We start from the raw sequence: 25,669 nt of genomic DNA, 5'->3' as shown, positions 1-25,669 counted from the left end.
TTAAAGAGTTAGATAAGGAACGAATTATGTCACGTGACGGCTCGGTGGCTCCTAAAGAGCGAATTAATATCCGTTATGTTCCAGCAACTGGCGATACGCAAGAAGACGTAGAGCTGCCGCTAAGCATGATGGTAGTTGGCGACTTTACTGCGCGTGCAGATGAGACACCAATTGAAGAACGTACTCCAATTAACATCGACAAAGACAACTTTAACGAAGTGCTAGAGGGCATGTCTCCAAACGTTAAAGTCAACGTTGAAAACCGTCTTTCTGATGAAGAAGGCGGCCAGATTGGTGTTGATCTGACCTTCCAAAACATGAAGGACTTCTCTCCTGAAGCGATCGCGAAAAGTGTACCTGAACTAAACAGCCTACTTGAGCTTCGCGAAGCCTTGGTTGCACTTAAAGGTCCTCTAGGAAACGTGCCTGCGTTCCGTAAGAAGATCGCATCGGTTCTTCAAGATGAAGAAGCGAGAAAGAAACTGTTGGATGAACTAAGCATTGGCAACGACCAAGACGCGAAAGAAGAGTAAGGGATATCATGTCTGCAGAAGCACAAGCGCCAGAACAAGAAGCAGCCTTAGTTGAATCAGGCTCACTTCTGGATAGCATTCTTAACGAAACACGTTTAAAGCCAAGTGATGAAGGTTTTGACGTTGCAAAACGCGGCGTAGAAGCATTCATCAGTGAGCTACTAAGCAGTTCGAACACAGAGAAAGTCGACCAATCTCTGGTTGATCTGATGATCTCTGAAATCGACCAAAAATTGTCTAAGCAAGTTGATGCAATTCTTCACAACGAAGAAGTTCAAGCGATTGAATCAACGTGGCGTGGCCTTAAGTACCTGGTTGATCACACTGACTTCCGCGAGAACATTCAAATCGAACTGATCTCTGCGAAGAAAGACGAAGTTCTTGATGACTTCGAAGACGCTCCAGAGGTGGTGAAGTCTGGCCTGTACAAGCAGATCTACACACGTGAATACGGCCAGTTCGGTGGTAAACCTGTTGGCGCCGTCATTTGTGATTACGCTATGTCAGCTTCGTCGCCTGACATCAAATTGATGGAATACATGGCTAACGTAGGTGCAATGTCTCACGCACCATTCATCACGTCGGCATCGGCTAAATTCTTTGGTCTAGACAGCTACGAAGAGCTGCCAAACCTAAAAGATCTGAAGTCTGTATTCGAAGGTCCACAGTACGCGAAATGGCGTGGTCTGCGTGAGCACGAAGATGCACGTTACCTAGGTCTATGTACGTCTCGCTTTATGTTACGTACGCCTTACTCTGTAGAAGATAACCCAATTAAGGCGTTTGACTACGATGAGCAAGTGACAGACAGCCATGATAACTACCTATGGGGCAACTCAGCGTACGCGATGGCGTCTAAGATCAGTGAATCATTTGCTAAGTACCGTTGGTGTCCGAACATTATTGGTCCTCAAAGCGGTGGTACTGTACAAGATCTACCGGTTTACAACTTTGAAGCTATGGGTCAAATCGAGACTAAGATCCCAACCGAGATCCTGGTTTCTGACCGTCGTGAGTACGAGCTAGCGGAAGAAGGCTTCATTGCGCTAACCATGCGTAAAGGTTCTGACAATGCGGCGTTCTTCTCTGCAAACTCTGTTCAAAAACCAAAAGTGTTTGCGAACACGCCTGAAGGCAAACAAGCCGAGATGAACTACAAGCTAGGTACGCAGCTTCCTTACATGTTCATTATCAACCGTTTAGCGCACTACATAAAAGTTCTACAGCGTGAGCAAATTGGTTCTTGGAAAGAGCGTTCTGACCTAGAAATCGAATTGAACAAGTGGATCCGTCAATACGTTTCTGACCAGGAGAACCCGCCAGCGGAAGTCCGTGGTCGTCGTCCACTTCGCGCTGCGAAGGTAGAGGTATCAGACGTAGAAGGCGATCCAGGTTGGTACAAAGTATCGATGTCTGTACGTCCTCACTTCAAGTACATGGGCGCAAGCTTCGACTTGTCTCTAGTTGGTAAGCTAGACCAATAACCCATTACTGAAACCATCAAGCAGCCAGTGAAGACTGGCTGCTTTTTTCGTAGGACCGCATATGGAAAAAGGTTACCGTCTTTTAGAGCGGATCGAGCTAGGAGAACCAAAAAACTGCTACGAGAAAGTGGTGTCTCATAAGCATTTGATTGAATCCATTCACTCGCATCTCGCTGACTTGTTGAATACGCATTCCGGCAACGCAATGATCGACAATGAGTATGGTCTGCCAGATTTTAACGACGTACTTTCTAACAACACAAACCTCGTTCGCCATATTCAAAAAAACATTACGTCAACCATAGAACGCTTTGAGCCCCGATTGCTTAATGTCGAGGTTCATTACCGTGAAGACCACCATAATCCATTACAACTCGGCTTTGGTATTCGCGGCGAAGTTTCCCATAACGGCGGTAAAGTCCCAATGTCGATCGATGTCTACATGGGAACCGACGGCCAATTTAACGTTTAGTAGGTGCCACTTGAGTAACAGTAAATACTTTCAAGATGAACTCACGTATTTACGCGAGTCGGGTAGTGAGTTTGCCAAATATCATCCGAAGTTAACTCACTTTCTCTCTGAAGGAACTTTTGATCCAGATGTCGAACGACTGCTGGAGGGTTTTGCTTTTTTGACCGGACGCATCCGCGAAAAGATTGACGATGAACTGCCTGAGCTTACGCAATCTCTGATGACTTTGCTGTGGCCACATTACATGCGTTCGATTCCGTCTTTGTGTATTAGCGAACTAAAACCGCATACCGGAAGTGTTACTGAGAAAACCGTGGTGAAACGTGGTGCGGAAATGGCCAGCGAACAGGTAGAGGGCACGCAGTGTTTGTTCCGTACTTGTTATGACGTCAATCTATACCCAATTACGATTACTAACATCGAACAAACTAACAGCCGCACCAGCTCGATGATTGATGTGACGTTATCGACGGAGCATGGCCTTGAGCTGTCTCGGATAGGTTTAGACACGCTGCGATTGCACCTGCATGGTGAGATTCATATTACTCGCACTGTCTTCTTATGGCTGTTCCGTTATCTAGATTACGTCGAGTTGGATGTTGGTGGCGGCTACAAACATCGTTTAGGGCCAGAATACGTTAAGCCAGTCGGGCATGAAGAGGACGAGGCGCTGTTGCCTTACAGCAAAAACTCCTTTGCAGGCTACCGTTTGCTGCAAGAATTCTTCTCTTTGCCAGATAAGTTCATGTTCTTCGACATTAAAGGCTTAGAGTGGCTAAAAGGCATTCCACAGCGCAGCACGGTCAAAATCAAATTCCACTTTAAGCGTGCTTTGCCTTCAGAAGTGGTACTTAAAGATAAACACTTAAGGTTGCACTGCACACCTGCCGTTAACTTGTTTGAAAAAGACGGCGATCCAATCCGTTTAGAGCATCGACGAAACGAGTACAAGGTGCGTCCACAAAGTAACACTCAGGAGCATTACGAGGTTTATTCCATTGAGCAAGTGGAGAGCTGGAGTAAAGACGAGCGTCGCCGAAAACCACTGATTGAATTTGAATCGTTTGAGCACCAAATCAACCAGCGTGATAAGCGAGAGTTCTACAAATCCAAAGTGGGCGAGCGAGTAAGCGGAAGAGGGTTAGAGCGCTATATCTCATTCCATACTCACAATGGCGACATCGCGGATTTAGGGACTGAAACCGTATTGATGAAACTGCAATGCAGTAACGCAGACTTAGCGGAGCGCCTGTCAGTAGGAGATATCACGTACGCGACGCACAAATCGCCAACGTATGCGACGTTTAAAAACATTACTAAGCCAACACAGTCAGTAAGTCCTCAGGTTAATGGTGAACTTCAATGGCAGTTGATTGCCAACATGTCGCTTAACTACTTGTCTTTAGCGAATATCGATGTGTTGAAAGTGTTGCTCTCGACTTACGACTTCCATTCTCGTGTTGATAGACAAGCCCACCGCGCGTCGATTCATCGACTTGATGGCATTATTTCTTCAGAGATGAAACCAATCGATCGCGTATTTCGTGGTGTATCTGTGCGTGGTAACCAATTCAAGCTCGTGACGGACTCTAAGTTCTTCGTAAATGAAGGCGATATGTTCCTTATGGCCACGGTATTGAATGAATTTATCCGTTTGTATTCGAGTGTGAACTCCTTTACCGAACTAGAGGTGTTCGATGAAGCGACGGGCGAGGTTTACAACTGGGCAAGCCTAATCGGGCAGCAGACGATACTATGATTAACACACTTTCTGATAAGTCGAATGAGTTTAGTTTCTACCAAGCGGTGTTGCTGTTAGAGAAACACTACCAGCTGGAGCCAAACTCAAATTTTGTTGCCGTGGGCGAGAACAAATACTTTCACCAAGAGCGAATTGAGTTCAGCGTGTCGCCAAACCTGTGCTTTCCAAAGAGTGATATGGACTTTATTACTCATATGGAAAGAAACGGACAGCAATATTCACGTATTGAGACGAACTTTCTTGGCTTGCATGGTTCAAGCTCGCCCCTACCTGCGTCTTACACTGAGAAACTCGTCGGTCGTGATCCCGATGATAACCCAGTGAAGGATTTCTTCGACTTTTTCCACAACCGCTATACAAGCTTACTGTATCGTGTTTGGAAGAAATACCGATATCACGTGCAGTACAAAAGCGGGGCGAGCGATGCGTTTTCTGGGCGCATACTGCATTTGGCTGGTCTCTCTAGCGTTATGCAAGATTGTGAAGTCGCGGAGTTAGATCGAGCGAAAGTTCTGTCTTACGTGAACCAGTTATCTACGCGTACACGTTCACCTAAGCTTATTTCCGGTATTGTTTCGCACTACTTTTCACTGCCGAATGTGCGAATCGAAGAATGGGTTTATAGACGCGTAGAAATCGCTGAAAGCCAGCGTAACAAACTCAATCGTTCCAATTGTATATTGGGGCAAAGCTTACACTTGGGACAAAGCATTGCGGATTTGAACGGCAAGTTTAACTTGTGTATCGACAACATTGATTTTGAAACGTTTAAGCAGTTTTCCTACGATGGTGAGTTACATAAGACGCTGGTGGGCTTGATGCGCTTTATTCTGCGTGACCCAATGTCGTGGGACCTAAAGTTGACAGTTAACCTAGACAGTATTCCAGAAAACAAACTGGGTAATGGAGAAGGGAACCAACTAGGTCAAACGTTCTGGCTAGGAAACCCAGGTGATAAAGACGCCAAAATTCGACTTATCGGAAGCATATAAGAAAGCCGCTCAACGAGCGGCCCTTTATGTTTTCCTCAAAGAGGTCAGAAAAGCTTAACGACTGATCGGCTGATGCAGTACAACGGTAGTATCAAGCCTTTGAATGCCGTTAAATGATTCAATTTCATTACAAAGATGATGAATAGACTGCAGGTCGGGCGCTTCAATTAGGGCAATAATATCAAAGTTGCCACCAACAACGCTCGTTAAGCGAACCTCAGGGATTTCTTTAAGTGCATTCGTTACATCATTCTTCTTACCCTTTTCACAAGAGATCAGTAGATAACTAGCGGCTTTTCGCCCTTCATTTTCTACGCGAATCTGTGCGGTATAGCCTTTGATAATACCGGTCTTTTCTAAACGATTAATTCTTTCTGCTACTGCTGTTCGAGACAAACCAATGTTTCGGGATAGATTCGCAATCGACTCTCGCCCATTCGACAATAGACTTGAAAGTATTTTTCGATCTAATTTATCTAAACCTTGTAAAGTCATGTTTGAAATCATGTGTTCTGCCTATTTTGTTTTTATATTGTTATTAAATCGACTCTGGGAGTGTAAAGTTATACAGCTCAGCAAGAGTGAATGGGTTTTTCTGTGTCAACGGAGTGATGCGTAAGCTCAAGTCCCTCCCTGACACTTTTATGTCACTGACAAAGCTGCCGTTATGAGTGTTTGTCAAGGTCGAGTCACCTAGCAATCTGTATATCGCCCATTGACCACTCTTATTTAAAACGTGCTGTCTGCCTTCATCGGTTACATCCTGGAGTGTGATACTAATATTGAAGTCACCATTTTGCGGTGGCCATGCCATTTCACGAATGCGGCTTGGACCGTGGTAGTAACTTATATTGGTATCTGCAATTTTTAAGCTCGCTCTAATCGCACTAGAATCAAGATCGAGTACTCTTGCACTAAACGGAATATGAACGCGGTTAGTGCTTTTATTAATTAATGTGTCTCGAATAACGTTATAGTTACGCAGTTGCACTAACAGAGCCGGAGAGATTGGCATCGTCTCGCCATCCACCTGTTTTGGCGTCCACAAATTGGTATCGTAGAACGGTGCAAAATTTTTCTGAATAAATGTGTCTAACAAGCCACCTGAAGCAAACAGTAATTCAAAATCTTCAATTGAGATTTCCTCGGTCGCTGTTAGATCAAATGGGTATCGTCCTAGCCCTATCTCTTTAAACTTGGTGTAAATCTCGCTGTACCATTGGGTTTGAATGCCTTTAGCGGACTCTTTAATCATGACTGACCAGCTTTGTTGAACCACATCTAACAACCAGCTACGAACGGGTTCCGGTGATTTTTGGGCAATCTGTTTAAGTTTTATTAATGGGTCAGCTTCACTGCTGTTCATTCGATGCTGAGCTGCCGCTAGCGCCGCCATTTGCGGGTCAGGTGCATCAGCTATGTCTTTCATATATGTGCGAACACGGCTTAACGCAGCTACGGTCTCATCCCAAGGAGTAGGGGAGTTTGGTGTTTCACTGACCTGAAGTTGGTTTAATAAGTGAAAAGCTTGTTCAACACGTTTCATCAACAAGTAATCAGGCTTAACTACTTCCTCTACTGCGTCTGATGCGGAGTCTGCCGCTGCCACGAGTTTCGGATCTAGCTTTGAAATCAGAGCATTTTTTTCACCAACGGGTGAAAATTGTGTGTTGGCATAGACCTGTTTCAGTACGGTTGTCATTGGTGAAGAAGGGCCCGAGATTAAGTCTATCGCGTTCGTTAGATCGCCGACATTGTCATAGTTCTGGACTTTTAGTTCACTCAGCGCATTGCGCCAATTACTGATGTAGTCGTCAGTATATTTTTTACGTACTTCCTCTTTGAAGGCTTCTTGTTCTTCACTAGTAGGAATAACGTGTTGTGACAGACCTAAAACCCAGTTGTCACTGATGACTTGTTGTGACATTAGGTCCACGCGTGGTCGATAAAAAGTGCTAAAGCCAGTGGAGGTATAGATCTTATCTACGATCAAGCGTTCACTATCGATTGGTGTGTTGAATACATTGCTAAACTCAAAACCCACAGCTCGTTGCAGATCTAGGGTTCCTAAATCAATCGAATTTGCTTCGTTTAAAATGCCTGCATAAACGAGATCAACATTCGAATTTGCTAGCAATGAGCGACGTGTTGCGCGAACAAGATCCATATTGATATCAATTGGATCAAACTGCGTGCGAAAGTAAGCGTCCAAATAGCGCATCGCCTGATTGACGACGTCACTTTGGTTGCTTAAATCGTTCATCATTTGGAGAGTTTGATGACGCAAAAAACGGATATCACGCTTTGTTGGATCGTTTAGCATTAGATACCCCTTCAATAGAGGTAAAGCGCGTGTAAAAGTGTTTTGATTCTGTGTCAGTTGTAGACGGTAACCTTTCTCAATGAGAGGTATCAACTGTTGAGCAACGTCCTTAAGTAATGCTTCGTATGCGATGCGAGTGCTTTGATCCAAACGGCTAATGTTGAGTGGTAATATCTCTTCATCCAAAGCCTTAGAACCTTTAAGCCACGCCCCATAAGAAGGCTCTATTGCTTTCGTCGCCTTCGCTAAAAGCTCATTGAATCTTGCATCTTGCTCCACTTGTGATTTGTCATCGATACTCAAGAGTTGATTCATCACATGTAAGTTACTGTCTAATGTCGTGAAAAAGAAGTAACTGCCCCCAGTAAGCAGGATAATAGAGCCGAGTATTGCCAAACGGCTTTGTCTCTGAATTAGACGAAGATACGTCTTGTTTTCGCCCGCAAAGTCGCTTTCCGGCAATATTTGTGAATCAATCAGAAAGCGAGAGAAATAAGGCGTTTCTGTTAACTGTGTATGCTCTGACGCGATAATAGGTAAGTTGAAGTAATTACTACAACTTTTTGCAAGTAAATTGTACTTGCGACCGCCTTGCAGACTCGAACTAAAGAAAATCTCACGGATGTCTAGTGAATAGACACCGTTGTTAACATCACATAGACGCTCAAGCACATAGCTGACTTCAGACTGACATAGCTCAAACTGCTTAGGGAAAGCGAGTATTGCTTGTTTCTCATCAATGTCCGTTGAATTAGCGGATGCATCTAGCGCATTACTTTCAAGCACTCTCACTAGATTTCGATAGCTATCGCGGTAGTACTCTGCAAATACACCTTTGGCTTCTTTTAGTGGGATAGAGAGGAACTCAACACGTGTCTTGAGAGAGCTAAAGTGCATGTATTCTTTAAAGCCATCTAACTTGTCTAGCTTTGACATAATCAAATAGATTGGCAATGCTGAAGACGTTTTAGAGTTGATGGTACTCAAGCGCGCCAATAACGACGAAATGGTGTACTCTTTTTGCTCTGGCTCAGAGACGATCATGAACTCGAAATCGGTGAAGAATAGACAGCCTGAAAATGGCTTTCGAGGTCGATGATGAATAACTTCTTCAATGAACGTATTCCATAAAGAAGCATCACTGCTTGATACTTCCTGGAACACTAAGCGTTGGTCTGGTTTGATGTATACAGCGCTGTCAGATTCGTACCATTCAAAAAAGTCATTCTTAGCGGTTCTAGTGCGATCCATCGGTTTGATTGCACTAGAATTAAATAAAAATTGACGTCGCCCTGACCCTTTATTACCAAGCATCAGGTAAATTGGTTTCTTGCCTGAGTTAGCAAGAAGAGGCTGGATAACCATAGAAAGTGCTTCTTCCTCGGTTTCCAAATGTTGAGCTTTAGCGTTGTTCTTTTTCTTCAACCATAATGTGAATTGAAAAGTGACGTAAACAATGGCGATAGCACCAAGGGTCAGCCAAAGATAAAGTTGATCGATTTCGTCAAGAAAAAGCAGATAAATAGTGGTGATAATTGCAGCCACTAAAAACATCAATATAGTAGAAATCACCACTGGATTTCTAAACAGTTTTTGTTTGAACATAAGCCTAAAACTTCTTTAATTGTATTGTTATTTATTGTCAGTTTTTTCAGCTTGTAGCTGACTCAATTTATATAGGTAGATGTTCAGTAAAAGGGTTGCGCGGTCAATTTCCTTTTGCTGTGAATACTTTTCAGCGTATTCAATACGACCTAAAAGCGGGAATAACGAGTTACTGTATTCGTACGCCTTTTCAGAGTTCTTATCTACATTCTGTCTAGCTACGTTGGCAAACACCGTTCTTGCGTCTGAGAATCGCTTATAAACATCCATAAACTGGTCTTCTAAATGGGCGCTCTGTGTCAAAAAGTTTTGACGTAGTTGCTGTGCAGAAGACGAATCCGGATAGATTGCGATTAATTCATTGGTCAAGCTATCGAGCTCGCTGACGTTACTTACTTTTGCCGAGTCTAAAAACCAGTTATTCATCATAATATCGACACGATTAATGGCCTGCGTTTTCAATGACTGAGCATATTTTTTATTTTCGTAATCTAACGAGGCGACCAAATTTACAAGTTCATTAAGTGAAGCTTGATTAATTTTTTGTTCCAATGTTCGATAACGTTGTTGCTCGTACATGAAATGTGAACATATCGCAGTAACAATCAAACCAATAACGAAGTAGATCATAAATCGACCAGACTTTGCCGGTGATGCTTTCTCTTGGCTATTTAGGTTGGGTGATGACACCGGTGCCGGAGAGGGAGACACATTCACTTTAATTTCAGGTGCCTTCTGCGTTGCTGCAGGAGCGCTAGTGTTGGCTTGTTTTTTCTCGCGTAACTCAGCCGCAATTTGTTGTTCTTTTATCTGCTCAATCCATTGATTCAAAATACGGCGAATGCGACCTAATGACGGCGCTTCAATACCGTAATGAAGACGAAGCTCTTCCTCAATCCTCAAGCATAATTGATGTGCTGCCTCTATCAATGGAAGCTCTTCTGGTAACGCTCGATGCTTATTAATTCGTTTTTCAGTATGCTCTACCATCCATTCAATAGCGCTCATTCGTGCCTTTGACTTTGAATGCTCTGGATACGCGTTGAACCAATATACGACACACACATCAAGTATTGAGTTTAACCCTTCAACAAGGCCTCTTAAGCCGTCGTTATAGGTTGACGCAACGGTAAAGTAACAGCAACAACGTAGGTCTTTCGCTTGGGTACTCAAGATCTTTTTTGAGAGTGTTTGAACCGTTTTCCACGAGACTCTCCCTGTGACTTTATTCAGGTTGTTTATTTGACGTTTAATTTCGTCAAAATCCTCAGAACCATTAGGATTAGAGCCGCTTGGGTTATTTTCATCGATTGGTCTTCGAGCGAAGTCGGTAAAAAACATAAGGAAAGTTCCAACTGATCATATAGAAGTATTAAGTTATATAGGATTTCACTACTGTTATATTAAATTATAAGCAGTGCACATCTGTCGCAATTCTATAGACAAAATAAGCGGATTAGATAATAAAAATTCATTAAAAGAAATTAAATTACTTTTAGTGTGATCTTTGTTCATAATATTAATATCAATAGTTAAGTCTATTTATAAGAAGAAACTTATATATGAAGATGAGAACGTTGATTAAAAAGTAACTAAATTGTTATCGGAGATTACGTTTTGTCCAATTAGCAATCAAATTCTGTTACTTCTATTTAAATAGAAAGATTTACTGTCTCGTCACTTAATCTGTAGTCGGTTCTTTAGTTTTTGTTTGTAGGTAAAACAACCAACCTGATAGTTGAAATGTATTAAATTATAGGTGTTTTTTTAGGCTTATTGAAAAAGAGAATATAATTGATATCTTTCGCCTCTAAGTAGAATATCGGTTTTCCTAGAGGGACGAAATGCTAAAACCAAGTCAAATTGGGCTGATTTCAGCCATGTGTCTATTTTCTTCTGTTGTAATGGCAAAAGGGGAGCGATATGGACTCTCTACCAGTATGTTGACTATCGATAGCATTAAATACGATGAAGGTAAAAGTGGTGAGCAGGATACGCTTAGGTTCGGCTTGGTTCATACTCGTCCTATTGATGAAAACAATAACCGTTGGCGTTGGTGGTTAGGGCTAAACTATCTAGCAGAAGATATTGAAGCGCCAGCAAACGGCTTATATCAAGAAGCGACGAACTATGAACTTCGTGTTGTTCCTCAATATGCGTTGACTTCTTGGAGTGTTTTCACGCCATACGTTGGTGCGGGCTTGTCTGTCGGTTACTCGCAATATTCTAATCGCTGGCAAGTAGACCAAGAGGGCTATCGTTATGAGAGTGTTGAAGACATCGACCAGTTTGAGTTAGGTGCGGTTGTGACCCTTGGTACTGCTATAAAGTTAGGCAGTAATCCTGACGCCCATATACAAATTATCCCGCAGGCCTCTTATATCCTTCCGGTTGTAAATGATGGAATTGGTGGGCTTGAACTATCAGTTTCTTTGCTCTTTTGAGGTTCGTAAATGTACTCAAATCAGCTAGTTTTATTTATCTCAAAGTGTCCAGAGGAATACACCGGTGCAAAGCATATTGAAATGCCTGAAAGTGGTGGTTCGATAGGTCGTTCCCCAAGCTGTAGCGTGTCTTTAGCCGATCACAACCGCTTTATATCGAGCACTCATTGTTTGCTCAGCGTGTATGGAGATACCTACTATATAAGTGACGTATCAACTAACGGCACAATGGTAAATGGGAATAAAATACTAAAAAATCAACCCGTTGCGATAGTTGATGGCGACATCATTTCTTTAGGGCAATATGAGATTGGTGTTTCTCTTGAGCACGTTACCTCAACACTAGACATCGCCGCTGATATTGCTCCTGAGCGAGTATCTAGCGATCCTCTGGTTAGTCTAGGAGATGCGGTTGTCGAAGAGGAAGAAAAAGTCGGTGCCTTAGAAGATTTATTTATGGAGACTAAACAGGATGACATTGATTGTCATGATCCTGTTGCTCACCTTAACTTTTCGATGCAGCGAGATGACGATTACTTAATTCGTGATAATGAGCGTACAGAATCTGAACAATCTAGAACCGTGGAAAGCACACGGCAGGTGGTCGATGACAGTTTCAGCATATATTCCGAATTCGATCAGCCAAGCCTCATCCCTGAAGACTGGATGGCTGCGGAAACCAAGAGTAACGCATCAGTCAATGATGCATTAGCGCCAGAAAGCGGTAAGGCACATAGAGCCGATATTGCCTCAGCTGAGGTGATGCAACCTGGCACGGTAGCCCCAGATAGCACGATTCAAAGACAACATCGTACGCCTAATGTTACTGAGATGGTCGTAGAGCAGGCTAACACAGGGTCAAAATGGGAAGAGATGACCCAATCTTTTACGCCTTCTCCTAACACTAATCATCAACTTCAAATACCTACGGCAGAGCACGCGATAAACAGTACGACGAAAGCACAAGTCGATACTGATGCGGCCGTTTGCTCTCAAGATATAGCGCAAGCGTTTTTTGATGGTTTGGGTATTCGAAATCCAGAGTTGATGACAAACGAGGCGCAGTTATTCAAGCAAATGGGCACTTGCTTGCGTTTATGTATTGATAACCTACAGAAAGAGTTGCACGAAGTGGAATCGTTAAAAGATGAGCAGAGTGCGAGTGAGGCTAACTCGAACATCGCAGAGCTAATGCTCACTTTGAATAGTCAGCAATTACTGGCTCCAAATGAACTGGTTGAACAAATGCTCGATGAGTTGAACGACCACCAAGTTATGTTTAACAAAGCACTGAATGAGCTCATTTTAGAACAGTCAGAAACGAACGATCCCGTAGCATTTGCTAACAGGGTCGCTAGCCAGTCTTTGTTCTCAACTAAGTCAAAACTGTGGGCCGAATACCTAGATTTCTACACTAATAATCGTCGCCTGCTTAATGAAACATCTTTAAAAGGGCTGATTAAGAAAAACTATAACAAAGTGATTAAGGGAAACTATGCGTAGTATCGCCGTATTACTCGGATTTGCCATGTTGTCCGGTTGTTCCATGTGGGATCAATTTAAAGAGTCCACGGGTATCACACCAGAAACTTCGTCCATTGAATTGGTTATTGAGGCATCACCTGTACTCAATGTGAGAAATGGGGGCCAGTCATCTCCAGTTATTCTCCGTCTTCACGAATTAAATTCGCCAGTTTTATTCCGAAGCTTAGATTTTTTTGCGCTGTTTGAAAACGATAAAGCGTCGTTGGGTGATGAGTACATCAAACGTTACGAATATCAAATACAGCCAGGTGGAAAAGTTCATGAAATGCTAACGCTAGACCCTGACACTCGTGCCGTCGGTTTTTCAGTGGCTTTTCGTGATATTGATGGTTCGTCTTGGCGAAAAGTGGAAGTTATTGAAGAGAAGAGCGAGTACTACATCAAGCTCAAGTTAGAGGGCAGTGAGTTAATTTCTGATAACACTCGCGGCATTGAACAGGTTTACTTTTAAGGGATAGAAACATGTCTTTATACAATCCAGTTGTTTGGCAAGATGGAATGTTCATGAAGCCGCAGCATTTTCAACAACTCGATCGTTCGCAAAGTAAACTATCGAGCCTACTGAGTGCCAATGCATCGCCTTTGCATTGGGGAATTAAACGTTTAGAAATCAACTCTCAGTTACTAGCACTGGGTAAAATCGGTATTACTCGTGCTGAAGGCATTTTACAAGACCGGACACCATTTGAGCTTCCGTTGCTTGCTGAGCTGCCTGAAGTGAAAGATGTAGATCCTTCGATTGCCGATAAAGTCGTTTATTTGTGCTGTCCGTTACCATCGGAACGCTCTGAGTTATTTGGCACCAAAAAAGACGGTGCGCGCTATACGATGGAATCTCAAGAAGCGGTTGACGCTTGTTATGATTCGGAAGACATGGCAAATATCGTCGTCGGTAAGCTTAACTTTTGCTTAATGTACGATCATGAAGATAAGAGTGCTTACACGTCTATTCCGATCTTAAAGATCTCAGAAGTGAAGCCTGATGGCAGCGTGATCTTAGATGATAGTTTCATTCCTACCTGTATCGATATTCATGCGTCGACAGTACTGAGTAAATTTGCGACCGAGTTTGCTTCTATGTTGAAGCATCGCGCGGAATCGATAGTTCAGCGATTAGGGGTGGTGGATCAACAAGGTGTATCATCGGTTTCTGACTTTATGCTATTGCAAGCGCTCAACCGATACGAACCCTTGTTTTGGCATTTCGCCAGCACAGAAGCTGTGCATCCTGAGTCTTTGTATCGAATTCTTCTTCAGGCAGAAGGTGAGCTTTCGACGCTGTGCTCAACGACACGCCGACCTATTGAGTTTACGAAGTACAATCATGGTGATCTTACTAGCTGTCTTTCTCGCGTCCTAGACAGTGCAAAAATGACATTGAGCGTGATGTCTGAGCAAAGAGCAATTCCACTGACCTTAAAAGATCAGAACTATGGCATCAGAACGGCAGCAATCCCTGACAATAAGATCATTGATACGACAACCTTTATCCTCGCAGTTAAAGCCGACGTGACCTTGGATGTCCTGCATACCCAGTTTGTCAGCCAAACGAAGATCGGTTCTATCGATAACATACGTGACTTGATTAACCTTCAACTGCCTGGGATTGAGATCAAACCAATGCCAGTAGTGCCACGTGCGCTGCCGTATCACGCTGGCTACACCTATTTCGAGCTCGATAAAACGGGCGAAGAGTGGATGGCATTGAAGAACACTGCTGCGATTGCGATTCACGTTGCGGGCGATTTCGCTAACTTATCATTGCAACTTTGGGCCGTTCGTCTATGAGTTACGCAGAAACCGACGTCACCGTAGTCTTATTCCAACCAGAGCCTGGCAAACCAATGGAGGTAATGCCAGCGCCTGACTTGTCGAGAAACATAGCAGTACAAGATCTATCTATCGATAACATGGGTATTAACCCGCTAGTGGACCAGTTCTCATGGTTGATCGCCAGTCTGTCTTGTATGTCTTCGATCCCTTGGCTTGATGACCCGATGCCATTTCGTGAACAAGTGGCACGTGAGATTCGAAAAGGTGAACGAAAACTTAATGAAATGGAGCTCGATCGTGCTTCGGTTCTTGTTATTCGTTACTGCTTGTGTGCGGCGATTGATGAATCTGTTTGTCGGCAAGAATGGGGAGCAAATAGTCACTGGAGCCAGAACAGCTTACTGTCCGAATTCCATAACGAAACATCTGGTGGTGACAAGTTTTTCGTTATTCTCGACCGCTTAAAAGCCGACCCTCGCAAATACCGTCACGTTATAGAGTTTCTCTATTTATTGCTTCAACTTGGTTTCCAAGGCAAGTACGGCCGTGAAGAGCGTGGTAACGAAAAGTTAGCGGAAATTGGCAGCACCATTTATCGATTAGTGCGAGATGACCGCCTAGCAGAACAAGAAAAAGTTTCTTTAATCAACCTTAAAGCTAAATATCTAAAGAAGCCGTTAAAAAGGGTAATTTCACCCAAGCTGATCTTAAGTCTTAGTGCGATGACGTTTGCGCTTATGTATGCGGCAACCTACATCGTCATAGACTTAAAATTTCAGCAACTGCTTGAAATGTATAGATAACCAGAGATCTAAAATGAGATCTTCTGCCAGTTTTAGGGCTTATTGTGAATATCACTGGTCTTTTAGTGAAATTCACTAGTTATTTAGAGAGATTGCAGTTTGCGATCTCTTTTATCATTCAATCAATAAAATTCAAATGGATTGGTTATGGGCGTAACAGTTGGTGCGAATGGACTTTCGATAGTTCATAAAGGCTCAGGTGGTGAAGCGAATGCAACGCTCCCAGATGTTTGTTTAACTAAGGTCGGCAAACCAGTCGTCCCTATCCCTTATGGCAACAATGCTAAATCAGCAGACCTTGCTGGTGGGACTACGACAGTCTCTATGGATGGCGGTAACAGTGTCGCTATCAAGGGCAGTACGTTCTCAAAAAGTACCGGCGATGCGGGCGGTGATAGAAAAGGCGTTGCCTCAGGCACGATAGAAGCCGAAGCAAAATTCATTTCAGCCTCACCAACGGTTAAATTTGAAGGTAAGGGCGTATGTCGTCTGTCCGATCAAATGACCATGAACAAAGCCAACACTATGTGTTTGGGTGGCGCACAAAACCCATCGGTTTCTGTGACTGAAGAGCAGGAAGGGACGTATACGCTGGATATAGAATGCAAATATCCAAATGGGCTCCCTTACTCTAATGCACAATTTTCTTTAGTCGAGCCTTCAGGTGCTGTCATTGGGAGTGGAGTGCTGGATTCTAGCGGAAAAGCATCTGTTAATGGTCTCGCTCTAAAAGAATGCAAGTTAGTGCTCAGCGAAACTCAAGACTCTTATACGCCGAACCAATCTTTAGCTGAAAATATTGTGACGGAAACTTACCCTGATCCGAATGATTTTTGTACGTTTGTCGCAGGTCGCCGCTCGCCATTTTGGGAGGATCGTGTTGGGGTTGCTAATGACTGGGGGATATTGATGTCCCCATCCTTCAGTGATGATGACTTTAAAGATATTGTGTTAGAGCAAAGCCGTATATCGTCTCCTTATGCGATTAGTCAAAATCACTCTAAAGATTTTTCTGATGCTTATGTTTCGGCACTTTATCACATCCAAACTGATACTACTGCGCTAGAGAAATATGAACCTTTAGTTGAACTGCTCTTGGAGCAAGTGCACGAAAATGGCGATATATTGAGAGTCTTATATCAAGCTGATGTGTTTGAGCCTCCCTATGAATTATTAGCGAAGCTTCGCTTTTTAGGGACTGGGAATACTGTGAAGTATTTGCAGTTTGTTTTATGGATGTTGATAAACAATCAAATCTGTTCATACATCGATGAGCTAAACAGTGAAATCATCGGTCGTTTAGATTTCATACAAAGCCAAGCTTCTGCAAGGTCGTTGAGTTCTGTTGAAGAGGGTATAAACGGTTATAAAAAAGCACTTAACCACTTCAAACAAGCACTTCCTGACGTCATTAGCCAAATTTTCGAAACCAAAAATGACACCCTAATTTCTATATCGGCAATGGCCCTTGGGAGTACCGTTAACATAGCGAGCCAATCTAGCTTTGCTACTAATTTAGGTAGGGTTAATGCGGTGGTGTACACGAAGTCAAACAACTTGAACCGCCCATCATTTGTCACTTTTGACGATAACTTTTCTGACTAGGACATTTAAATCATGGATGCAGTTTTTCCGATAGCGCAACGAGAAGGTGACGCTTACTACACGCTCAGTGATTTTACGAAATTGTTTGATCAAGCTAAGAGCGGTCGTTATTTAATAGGACAAGGGTACGGTTGGCATAGTGGCATTCACTTAACATCAAAAATGTTACCGTGGGGGAAAGGGCTCAGACCTATTCAAGCGATGCTTGATGGAAAAATAGTGGCATTTCGCATAAATCCTGATTACCTAACATCAACGTACCAAGAGCAAGAGTTTAAGTATAGTAATAACTTTGTGCTTATCGAGCATGAGGCTGTAAACCCCGAAGATAATGAAGATGTATTTAAGTTCTATACACTTTATATGCACCTTGCGCCACCTTCAGATATTGGCGCCAATTCATCTATAACCACGCGTTACCGTTTACAAGAAGCGAGAAATGTACGCACTTTCAAACATAGTGATGTGCCTACTAATTCTGGTGAAAAAAAACAGTCGATGTCTAAAGGAACATTACTTGAATACCTGTATGCAGAAGAGAAGGAGACCCATCCATACCAGATCGACAAAAATACCTACAAAATGATAAAGTGCCGTGTGGTAGAGAATGGTAAATCGGCAAGTGGTAGCGAAAAAGCACTGTTAAACAAGATTGTTTGGTTTGCTTCGGGTCTCAATAGTGACTTTGACATTTTAGAAGATTCCTCTGCTGTCCTATCAGAACCAGTTTCAGAACCTAAATGGATGTCGGACAAGGCGGCAATGATTAGGGACGGTAGTGTGGTTTCTTTACTCCCACTCCTATTTAGAGAGGGGATAAAGGTTTCAGCTGGGGAAGATATCGGTTACATGGGACTGCATGAGTACAGTAACGATGCAATTGGAACTAAGAAAGAAGATAATCGTGTGCATATCGAGATGTTCTCTTTTGAGGAGCCGCCCGAATTTTTCAAAAAACAGATTTCTCCCAAAAATGCGGAAGAAAATCCACTTGTTGTTCTCGATGGGGCCGATAGTAGCGGTGCCGTTGATATGAGTAATTCGTTTATTCAGCAATTACTTGAATCTGTGACAGAAGATCAAGTAACGGACTTCTCCTCGTTCACTGCTCGCGATGCCAAAGTATACTTAGACGGTAAGCGTAAACACTTTGAGCGATTTATTGTGAAACATCCTACAGATTGGCATACAGAGTCGTCACAAAGTCTTTATGAATCAATCCATCAGACCGCAAAGGAAGCTCTAGATATTAAGTGCTCCGCTGGTTTTGTGACTATAGAGGACTACCGTAACTCCCCATGGCGCGATCAAGTGATGGATAGCTTTGATCTTTTCTCGCAATTCGAACTGGAAAGAGCAGATAAGTTCTCATGGATGCAAGATTTACAAGGTGATTTGCAACTAAGCGATGATAAGAGCCTTTGGCATTATTGGCCTTTTGTTAATTCTTTTGTTTCGGGTTACTACGTGACTCAAAAGCAAATGAACCTGATGTTTCCAGATTCTTCCCTCAGTAAAAGAGAAGAAGTGCGTGACTTATTTAATAAATATGCTAGTAGCTTTGAAATAAATACCAATGAACGAGCAGCACAATTTTTTGCTCAGATAAGAGCTGAAGTTGGTTCGAAACTAGAAGGTAATGAAGAGGACTTATGGTATTCTGTCGATAGGTTAAAAGAAATGTTTAAGCGTTACTTCAATAAATACCCTGAAGAAGCAGTTAGTCTTGGCTATATACGAATTGATGAAAGTGAATACAAAGCACTTTCACAGGCGGATAAGAAAAAGTATGTGAGAAGAAGAAGCTATTATTATAGCCAGCTTCCTCAGGAAGATGAGATAGCGAAACGTGTTTATTCTTGTGACTCACCAGATGGCCATTTTTTACTCGTCAAGGGAGGGGACGTTTCTGGATTGAGGTATAAGGGGAAGGGGTTTATACAGTTAACTTGGAAATATAACTATGACGCTGTTCAAACTAGATTGGAAAATAAAATTCAAGACTTGGGTTTTAATATTTCAGATGACCCTTACTCGGTTTTGAAAACCAAAGAAGGTTTTTTAGCTGCTCTTGGCTTTTGGGATGTTAATAATTTGAATGAGAAAGTGTCCGGAACTATAGCTAGTACAAATAGTATCACTAATGTTGTTAACTCACGCCTTCCACGTTCTGACAAAGAAAAAAGAACAAAGTATTTTTTGGATATATATGAGGTTTTATGTAATGAATAAATTTTTAGTAAGGTTGATCGTATTTATATCCTCAGCTTTATTTAGCTTTAGTTCTTTTTCTCAAGTTGAAGATTTATTTTTAATAGATCTTAAAAATAAAAAAGTTGAAATTGAGGTAAATAAAATTGATGGAGATTATTACTTTTCAAAATCTGAGCAACGTTTTTTAGGTCAAGATATATTGCTTGGTGATAATCAAATATCAACGATTTCAGGCAATGAGAGTAATTATCCTGATATTTTAGAAGATGATATTAATTATAAATTGATTATATCAAATACTCTAGTAAAGAAACTGGGTTATTCAGTCGACCAAAATGTTGGAAACAATATTATATTAACAACAACACAGGAAGATAATTCTAATTATAGTTTTGTTTTGGTTTATTCTTACAAAAATAATAAAATTGTTCTAACCGATGTTTTATATCTCGAAGAGAGTTTTGATAAAAGAGAAGGAAAAAAAACGATATATAAAGTCAATGTGCAATCTCCAGAGAGTATTATTAATTTGGAAAGTTATGATAGAAGAGCACTCTCTGATTTTATAGTTAACAATTTATATAAATCTGTACAAGATATGACGATCGACATTAACTTATGAACAGTATAGAAGACTAGAGTAGTTGTTGATGAATGTTTCATTTTTTGGAATGTCCGATGTATGTTCGCGTTCTCTATTTTGACAAGGCTCAGTATTGTTTTTATTTTTAAATTCAGTCGATAAACTTAAGTTTAATATGGTTTGTAAATTTATTAAGGTAGTGGGGTTTTTATTTATTTTTCCGTTACCATTTTTTGTAAATGCAGACTGCGAACAAGACCCTGTTGTATTTACATGTAATTTGGAAAATAAAGACGGTGGCTTGAAAGCTTGTTTTAATCAAGCCGAGAATTCGATGTACTTCGTTGTTGACGAAAATGGGTTGAAAACAGTTTATGCCCCACGAAAGGGGAAGAGTTTAGATAACTATAAATGGATAGATATTTCTCTTGAAGAACCTGAATTCATTCCTTTGAAATTTGAAGTAAATGAAAACAAGAATGCGTACTTTTCATTGACTAGAGGTGGTGGACGGTTGAGTGTCGTTGCTAGCTTCGTTGACATGATTGAAGATGAAAATGCTGTTGAGTACTACTGTGAATTGGGAACTGAAACAGCTCTGGATCCCAACGTTAGATTAAAAATAAAACACGTAAAGCCTAATGAGTTTGAAGCTTGGGGTTAAATAGCAATAGATTCCGGTGAGAGCCTAAATAAAATTCATTGTAATAAAAAGTTAGCTTTTCTAGAAAATCTACTCGAGACGTTTGGATAAGAAATGTTCAGATAAAAAGCGCCGAAAGGCGCTTTTTATTTTCTTTAAAATAAAGTATGGTCTCCCTCCTTTTAAAATGGTAAGTGTTGAATAATTATACAGTGGTTAGGTAAATGAATAAAATAACTAAACTCGCTTTGGCTTTGTCCGTATTGACATCTGTTGTTGGGTGTCAACTGGTCTCAAATACGCCGATGCAATCGACAGCAACGAAGGAAATAATTGAAAAAGCAAAGGCAGAGTTTGATGGACAACGTTTTTATAAGTTGAATGAATATGATGAAGAAATCAACGTTTCAGATGACGGGGTCATTACCTTCAAGTCTTACTTACCACGCAGCGGCGGTTATGAATGGGTACCAATTGTTATACGCGATACTAGTTTTCGTGTTTCTTGCGATTATTTCAGTGAATATGTTGAAGCTGGAATGGTTGTTCAGGTTCAGTTTGTAGGTAAACGCGGGCGCATTGAAAATTACGACAAGCAACGTTGTGAAGAGTACGGTGAGCCAACATGGCAATAAGAGCTGTAGACAATTAAAGCGCCGAAAGGCGCTTTTTATTTACGTTTTAGTTAACTGTTAGAAAAGATGTAGACCAATCTTCGGAAGATTAGGCAAGCAATGTGTAGTATCTGGTCACAAGTTGGTATGAACTTGCCTTTTAGAAAACGCTAATAAAATCGCTAAACAGCTACATGATAATAGAACGACACCTAAGTTTTGTACTGTTCCAGCCATCGCTAATCCCGTCCCGATCATGATGTAGTACATGAGCCCAAATAAAGCGCCTGCGCTACCTACCTGTTGTTTATAATCAACGAGTGCGTCACTGAGTGTATTGGGTATCGCAATCCCATAAGACATGACGACTAACACCATTGGAGCAACAAACCAGATTGATTGGCTCAGAATCAACACACCGACTGATCCCAAACTAAGCAATACTGCTGAGAGCCAAAGTAGTTGGCTTTTTCGAACATTTTTAGACACTAGGGATTTGTTTAAATAACTCCCAAGCAGAGTGCCTAACCCCAGTACCATGCCACTGTATCCAAATTGTTCGGAGTTATACCCAAGTGCTGAGAAAGTAAATGCGCCAAGCTGGTAATAAGAAAATAGAGCAATGTTATACAAAGCAACCAATAATCCTGAGCGCCAAATTCGCGCGTCTCTTACCATTTTCCAGCTAAGTTGATGCAACCGTACTGGTGTCTGTTCCTTCTGTGTTTCAGGAAGCTTAATAACGTTATAAGCGAGCAATACTAACGCGATTAAAAACAAGGCAAAAAACACATAACGGTATCCACCAAGCGCTGTAAGCTGCCCGCCTAATAGCATGCCAACTACCGGGCTGATTGATATACCCATCCCCATTAAGCTAAAGACTTTACTCAGTTCTTGACCGTCAAACGCGTCACGAAGCATGGTCTGTGTGACAACGGATCCTACCGCGATACCAAATGCGCTTAGGGCTCGCGCGGCCATGACAACAGCAAAGCTTTCGGTTTGAGTTGCGAGTAAAGATGCGCAACCATAGATAAAGAGCCCAATAAGCATGGTGGGCCTTCTTCCCAGTTTATCTGCGAGAACTCCCCAAACTACAACGCCAATGGCAAAAGCTAGGAAGTAGATCGACAATGTTTGGGCTGCTTGTGCGTGGTTTACATCAAATGATAGAGCGATTGAGCTCAACGCTGGGCTATAGATGGTTTCTACAATTTGCGGAAACATCAACATAACCAGCATGAGCCATAAAGAGGGCTTAGTATTCATATTGTTACCCATCGTTAATGAAGTTGGCGGGCAGTATAAATGAGGCTATGATTGATCTAATAACAACATAAAAACCAAATACATCAATATTCGGACAAAATGGCGCTTATTAACGAAAGAACACAATTTGATGCAGACAAGATTACTAATTATGTAGTGGGAATTGCTGCGGATATTGGCAAGCACGACTCAGGTATGCATATGCACAAGAAAGGGCAGTTATTGTACGCACCTCAAGGTTGTATGAGTTTTGCTCTGGAAGACTCGATTTGTATTTTGCCACCGACAAAGGCGGTTTGGATCCCACCTAATACGCCGCATCGCGCACTAATGACGAATGTGGTGGCGTATCGATCTTTGTATTTTGATTGTGAGGAGTTTGCCTGTCCAAGTAAGATCACGATGATAGAAGTGAATAATTTACTCCAAGCTCTTATTGATAAAATGTCATTTTGGGAGTGGGATAAGCCTAGCAGCGAGATGGTAAATACGACGGCGCTTTTTTGGGAGGAGTTTTATGCTGCGAAACGTTATTCGTTTCAGTTGCCTTTGCCATCGCATCGGCGCTTAACAACGTTTCGTCGAGAGTTGGTTGAACCTTCATTTCTAGCTCCTTCGCTTATTACTCTTGCAAACAAAGTAGGGGCGAGCACCAAGACGGTAACACGATTATTTAAGTCGGAAACGGGCATGAATTATCAAGATTGGCGGCAACAGTGGAGGCTTTTAAAAGCATTTGAATTGTTATCAACGGGCATGCCAGTCAGCGCAGTTGCCGATTGGCTGGAGTTTTCGTCAGACAGTGCTTTTATTGCATTTTTCAAAAAGCAAACTGGACAAACACCTCTGACGTTTATGAAAACCAAGCCTTAAGCGTCAAAATGCTCACACTCTTTCTAGAACAAACCCCAGGTTCACAGGCTCAGCCTATAAAGCATACATAGACAGGTACCAACGTGCAGGTTACTTGTCTTTACTCTGCAGTTTGCGAAAGTATTGCGTAGTAAAATCAACAAAGGCTCGGATGCGTTTTGGTTGATGTCGGTCGTGATGATAAAGGAGTGAAAATTCCACACTCGGAATGCTCCAATTGGTAAACACTTCTTTTAGCTTGCCTGTCTGGAGTTCTTGTTGACAATAAAGTGCTGGCACACGGATGATGCCATTTCCCGCCAAGGCTGCTTTTATCATTACTCTGCCACTCTTACATCGTAACTGTCCACGTATCTGGTGTTCCGTTGACTGCTTTGTATTCGTGTTCTCAAATGCCCACCGTGTCACACTACCTGTCAAACAAACGTGTTTTTCTAAGTCCTTTGGATGAGAAGGATAGCCATATGTTTCTAAATAGTTTGGGCTTGCGTATGTCCCCATTTCCACATCGATCAGTTTGCGAGCGATAAAGTTGGAGTCGTCTAACTTTCCCATTCGAAAAGCGATATCGAATTCATCCGCGATTAAATCGACACGATGGCTACTAAAATCTAAGTTAATGCTCACTTGTGGGTGTTGGATTAGAAATTGAGCAACGATATCTGCGACAACGTCTTCTCCTAAATAGCCCCCCACACAGTTGATACGAATGTCACCTCTTAAGTCTTCTACATCATCAACCACTGCCATAACAGCTTGATCAATATTGTGAAGGGCAGTTTCACACTGTTTATACAGAACCTTGCCTGCTTCGGTGAGGTTCAGTGTTCGAGTGGTCCTTTGTAGCAAAGTGACACCAATCTGTTGCTCCAGATTTGTTATTTGACGTGAAACGTGTGAGCGAGAAACGCCAAGTTGCTCTGCTGCTTTCGTGAAGTTTCCTAGTTGAGCGATTAGGACGAAAGAGCGAATATCCGCAAGGTTGATGTGTGTTTGCATGATGACTTCTTCATAATTCAAAAAAGTATTGTTGCAGTATAACAACAGTGTTTCAACTAGGCCGGTATATATCAACAAACAAAGTTTTCTTAAACTTACCGCCACTGATGTAAACCGTTCGATTAAGGATTCAAAATGAAAAAGTTAATTGTTATTACAGGCGCTAGTTCAGGCATTGGTGAAGCGATTGCACGTCACTTCAGTGAACAGGGCCATGCTCTTCTTTTGTTAGCAAGACGTGTAGAACGTTTGGAAGCATTAAACTTACCAAATACGCTTTGTGAAAAGGTAGATGTGACCGACAAAGCTTCTTTTGAGGCTGCAATTGAGAAAGCTGAAGCGTTGTATGGTCCGGTAGATGCACTTGTAAATAACGCAGGCGTTATGCTTCTCGGTCAGATAGATACTCAGGAAGCATCGGAGTGGAAGCGCATGTTTGATGTGAACGTAATTGGTTTGCTCAATGGCATGCAGTCCGTCCTAGCACCTATGAAAGCACGTAACAGTGGTACGATCATTAACATCAGCTCTATCGCGGGCAAGAAAACATTCCCTGATCATGCTGCTTATTGCGGTACCAAATTTGCGGTTCATGCTATTTCTGAAAACGTACGTGAAGAAGTTGCGTCATCGAATGTTCGCGTTACGACGATTGCACCTGGTGCAGTGGAAACGGAATTACTTTCACATACAACGTCTCAAGATATTAAAGATGGTTATGACGCCTGGAAGGTGGATATGGGCGGTGTGTTGGCCGCAGATGACATCGCACGCGCAGTGCTGTTTGCTTATCAGCAACCGCAAGGTGTATGTGTTCGTGAAATTGCTTTGGCACCGACAAAACAACAACCTTAACATTGAGTTACGGCGATTTTAGGTCACTAAAGCCGTAAAACTTTGCATATCGATTCGTGATTGAGATGGCATCTTTAAACTAAGTTGCGTGAAAATTTAGGTCATCCATTTAAATCCGGACACTAAGTGTGTTATTGCTTATACCCAAGTTACTCAAGGTGAGAAAAAACTTTGAGTAATTTGGGTTTTTATTTGGTCTCAATTTTAGGTAGCGGAATTTATTTAGGTCGAAGGCGATAGTTGTGAAGAAAGGAGAGTGTGACGTAAAACAAAAT

Annotated in this window: 21 protein-coding genes and 1 pseudogene; 17 read left to right on the top strand and 5 right to left on the bottom strand. The window is 42.0% G+C overall.

Going from position 1 to position 25,669, the window contains the following annotated elements:
- The first annotated feature begins 26 nt into the window (after nt 1-26).
- The 5 genes from tssB (at nt 27) to tssG (ending at nt 5,243) form a co-directional block, all read left to right on the top strand.
- Nucleotides 27-533: a type VI secretion system contractile sheath small subunit gene (gene tssB, locus R7H07_RS01965; protein WP_005373381.1), complete on the top strand. Its 507-nt coding sequence runs from the start codon at nt 27-29 to the stop codon at nt 531-533.
- Nucleotides 534-541: 8 nt separating this feature from the next.
- A complete protein-coding gene (gene tssC, locus R7H07_RS01960; RefSeq protein ID WP_005373378.1) occupies nt 542-2,017 on the top strand; it encodes a type VI secretion system contractile sheath large subunit in 1,476 nt (491 codons plus the stop codon).
- Nucleotides 2,018-2,078: 61 nt separating this feature from the next.
- A complete protein-coding gene (tssE, locus tag R7H07_RS01955) occupies nt 2,079-2,489 on the top strand; it encodes a type VI secretion system baseplate subunit TssE (protein WP_005373376.1) in 411 nt (136 codons plus the stop codon).
- A 10-nt stretch (nt 2,490-2,499) separates the two neighbouring features.
- Complete coding sequence (gene tssF, locus R7H07_RS01950) at nt 2,500-4,248, top strand: type VI secretion system baseplate subunit TssF (RefSeq protein ID WP_017633756.1); 1,749 nt, start codon at nt 2,500-2,502, stop codon at nt 4,246-4,248.
- On the top strand, nt 4,245-5,243 hold the full coding sequence (gene tssG / locus R7H07_RS01945; protein ID WP_017820372.1) for a type VI secretion system baseplate subunit TssG: 999 nt from the start codon (nt 4,245-4,247) through the stop codon (nt 5,241-5,243). Before tssF ends, tssG begins: the two co-directional genes overlap by 4 nt.
- 54 nt (nt 5,244-5,297) lie before the next feature.
- On the opposite strand, the gene R7H07_RS01940 is transcribed toward tssG, so the two are convergent.
- From R7H07_RS01940 to R7H07_RS01930, 3 genes are read right to left on the bottom strand one after another with little or no spacing between them, the layout of a single operon-like run.
- Nucleotides 5,298-5,750, bottom strand: coding sequence for an Lrp/AsnC family transcriptional regulator (locus R7H07_RS01940; RefSeq protein WP_005373369.1), 453 nt, complete (start codon nt 5,748-5,750; stop codon nt 5,298-5,300).
- 31 nt (nt 5,751-5,781) lie between these two features.
- A complete protein-coding gene (tssM, locus tag R7H07_RS01935; RefSeq protein ID WP_158159488.1) occupies nt 5,782-9,171 on the bottom strand; it encodes a type VI secretion system membrane subunit TssM in 3,390 nt (1,129 codons plus the stop codon).
- A gap of 27 nt (nt 9,172-9,198) precedes the next feature.
- Nucleotides 9,199-10,512, bottom strand: a complete 1,314-nt coding sequence (locus R7H07_RS01930; RefSeq protein ID WP_005386112.1) for a type VI secretion system ImpA family N-terminal domain-containing protein — start codon at nt 10,510-10,512, stop codon at nt 9,199-9,201.
- A gap of 503 nt (nt 10,513-11,015) precedes the next feature.
- Here R7H07_RS01930 and R7H07_RS01925 point away from each other — a divergent pair.
- The 10 genes and pseudogenes from R7H07_RS01925 to R7H07_RS01880 all read left to right on the top strand — a co-directional run bounded on the left by R7H07_RS01925 (nt 11,016) and on the right by R7H07_RS01880 (nt 21,416).
- A complete protein-coding gene (locus tag R7H07_RS01925; protein ID WP_132937161.1) occupies nt 11,016-11,615 on the top strand; it encodes a hypothetical protein in 600 nt (199 codons plus the stop codon).
- A gap of 9 nt (nt 11,616-11,624) precedes the next feature.
- Nucleotides 11,625-13,118: a type VI secretion system-associated FHA domain protein gene (locus R7H07_RS01920; protein ID WP_206958777.1), complete on the top strand. Its 1,494-nt coding sequence runs from the start codon at nt 11,625-11,627 to the stop codon at nt 13,116-13,118.
- Entirely contained in the window at nt 13,111-13,611 is a 501-nt protein-coding gene (gene tssJ / locus R7H07_RS01915) for a type VI secretion system lipoprotein TssJ (protein ID WP_130546340.1), read from the top strand. The genes R7H07_RS01920 and tssJ overlap by 8 nt, the downstream gene beginning before the upstream one ends.
- Before the next feature lie 11 nt (nt 13,612-13,622).
- Nucleotides 13,623-14,948, top strand: a complete 1,326-nt coding sequence (gene tssK / locus R7H07_RS01910) for a type VI secretion system baseplate subunit TssK (protein ID WP_005373357.1) — start codon at nt 13,623-13,625, stop codon at nt 14,946-14,948.
- The gene (gene icmH / locus R7H07_RS01905) at nt 14,945-15,736 is read left to right on the top strand and encodes a type IVB secretion system protein IcmH/DotU (RefSeq protein WP_005373354.1); all 792 of its coding nucleotides are present in this window, start codon (nt 14,945-14,947) and stop codon (nt 15,734-15,736) included. The genes tssK and icmH overlap by 4 nt, the downstream gene beginning before the upstream one ends.
- A 147-nt stretch (nt 15,737-15,883) precedes the next feature.
- Nucleotides 15,884-16,460: pseudogene (locus tag R7H07_RS23910) on the top strand (DUF4150 domain-containing protein); the annotation flags it as partial.
- A gap of 893 nt (nt 16,461-17,353) precedes the next feature.
- Nucleotides 17,354-19,573 carry a hypothetical protein gene (locus R7H07_RS01895; RefSeq protein ID WP_242539560.1) on the top strand — a complete coding sequence of 740 codons (2,220 nt, stop codon included), beginning with the start codon at nt 17,354-17,356 and terminating at the stop codon, nt 19,571-19,573.
- The gene (locus tag R7H07_RS01890) at nt 19,566-20,177 is read left to right on the top strand and encodes a hypothetical protein (RefSeq protein WP_065275211.1); all 612 of its coding nucleotides are present in this window, start codon (nt 19,566-19,568) and stop codon (nt 20,175-20,177) included. Before R7H07_RS01895 ends, R7H07_RS01890 begins: the two co-directional genes overlap by 8 nt.
- Nucleotides 20,178-20,271: 94 nt before the next feature.
- A complete protein-coding gene (locus R7H07_RS01885; protein ID WP_225477451.1) occupies nt 20,272-20,802 on the top strand; it encodes a hypothetical protein in 531 nt (176 codons plus the stop codon).
- 203 nt (nt 20,803-21,005) lie between these two features.
- Nucleotides 21,006-21,416, top strand: a complete 411-nt coding sequence (locus tag R7H07_RS01880) for a hypothetical protein (protein WP_054577796.1) — start codon at nt 21,006-21,008, stop codon at nt 21,414-21,416.
- Between the two features lie 114 nt (nt 21,417-21,530).
- Here the strand turns inward: R7H07_RS01880 and R7H07_RS01875 are convergent, their stop codons facing one another.
- On the bottom strand, nt 21,531-22,667 hold the full coding sequence (locus R7H07_RS01875) for a multidrug effflux MFS transporter (protein ID WP_065275212.1): 1,137 nt from the start codon (nt 22,665-22,667) through the stop codon (nt 21,531-21,533).
- 99 nt (nt 22,668-22,766) lie between these two features.
- On the opposite strand from R7H07_RS01875, the gene R7H07_RS01870 reads away from it, so the two are divergent.
- Entirely contained in the window at nt 22,767-23,540 is a 774-nt protein-coding gene (locus tag R7H07_RS01870; protein ID WP_065275213.1) for an AraC family transcriptional regulator, read from the top strand.
- A gap of 90 nt (nt 23,541-23,630) precedes the next feature.
- On the opposite strand, the gene R7H07_RS01865 is transcribed toward R7H07_RS01870, so the two are convergent.
- Nucleotides 23,631-24,539, bottom strand: a complete 909-nt coding sequence (locus R7H07_RS01865) for a LysR family transcriptional regulator (RefSeq protein ID WP_005373334.1) — start codon at nt 24,537-24,539, stop codon at nt 23,631-23,633.
- 135 nt (nt 24,540-24,674) lie between these two features.
- On the opposite strand from R7H07_RS01865, the gene R7H07_RS01860 reads away from it, so the two are divergent.
- Nucleotides 24,675-25,394, top strand: coding sequence for an SDR family oxidoreductase (locus tag R7H07_RS01860; RefSeq protein WP_005373333.1), 720 nt, complete (start codon nt 24,675-24,677; stop codon nt 25,392-25,394).
- Nucleotides 25,395-25,669 lie beyond the last annotated feature (275 nt).

It is taken from the genome of Vibrio sp. Vb1127, assembly GCF_033338735.1.
Taxonomy (GTDB): domain Bacteria; phylum Pseudomonadota; class Gammaproteobacteria; order Enterobacterales; family Vibrionaceae; genus Vibrio; species Vibrio alginolyticus.
This window is presented reverse-complemented; position numbering and strand designations above follow the sequence as displayed.

Coding starts and splice junctions, on each gene's coding strand:
- tssB (WP_005373381.1), top strand. CDS start 27: ATGTCACGTGACGGCTCGGTGGCTCCTAAAGAGCGAATTAATATCCGT.
- tssC (WP_005373378.1), top strand. CDS start 542: ATGTCTGCAGAAGCACAAGCGCCAGAACAAGAAGCAGCCTTAGTTGAA.
- tssE (WP_005373376.1), top strand. CDS start 2,079: ATGGAAAAAGGTTACCGTCTTTTAGAGCGGATCGAGCTAGGAGAACCA.
- tssG (WP_017820372.1), top strand. CDS start 4,245: ATGATTAACACACTTTCTGATAAGTCGAATGAGTTTAGTTTCTACCAA.
- R7H07_RS01940 (WP_005373369.1), bottom strand. CDS start 5,750: ATGATTTCAAACATGACTTTACAAGGTTTAGATAAATTAGATCGAAAA.
- tssM (WP_158159488.1), bottom strand. CDS start 9,171: ATGTTCAAACAAAAACTGTTTAGAAATCCAGTGGTGATTTCTACTATA.
- R7H07_RS01930 (WP_005386112.1), bottom strand. CDS start 10,512: ATGTTTTTTACCGACTTCGCTCGAAGACCAATCGATGAAAATAACCCA.
- R7H07_RS01925 (WP_132937161.1), top strand. CDS start 11,016: ATGCTAAAACCAAGTCAAATTGGGCTGATTTCAGCCATGTGTCTATTT.
- R7H07_RS01920 (WP_206958777.1), top strand. CDS start 11,625: ATGTACTCAAATCAGCTAGTTTTATTTATCTCAAAGTGTCCAGAGGAA.
- tssJ (WP_130546340.1), top strand. CDS start 13,111: ATGCGTAGTATCGCCGTATTACTCGGATTTGCCATGTTGTCCGGTTGT.
- tssK (WP_005373357.1), top strand. CDS start 13,623: ATGTCTTTATACAATCCAGTTGTTTGGCAAGATGGAATGTTCATGAAG.
- icmH (WP_005373354.1), top strand. CDS start 14,945: ATGAGTTACGCAGAAACCGACGTCACCGTAGTCTTATTCCAACCAGAG.
- R7H07_RS01895 (WP_242539560.1), top strand. CDS start 17,354: ATGGATGCAGTTTTTCCGATAGCGCAACGAGAAGGTGACGCTTACTAC.
- R7H07_RS01890 (WP_065275211.1), top strand. CDS start 19,566: ATGAATAAATTTTTAGTAAGGTTGATCGTATTTATATCCTCAGCTTTA.
- R7H07_RS01880 (WP_054577796.1), top strand. CDS start 21,006: ATGAATAAAATAACTAAACTCGCTTTGGCTTTGTCCGTATTGACATCT.
- R7H07_RS01875 (WP_065275212.1), bottom strand. CDS start 22,667: ATGAATACTAAGCCCTCTTTATGGCTCATGCTGGTTATGTTGATGTTT.
- R7H07_RS01870 (WP_065275213.1), top strand. CDS start 22,767: ATGGCGCTTATTAACGAAAGAACACAATTTGATGCAGACAAGATTACT.
- R7H07_RS01865 (WP_005373334.1), bottom strand. CDS start 24,539: ATGCAAACACACATCAACCTTGCGGATATTCGCTCTTTCGTCCTAATC.
- R7H07_RS01860 (WP_005373333.1), top strand. CDS start 24,675: ATGAAAAAGTTAATTGTTATTACAGGCGCTAGTTCAGGCATTGGTGAA.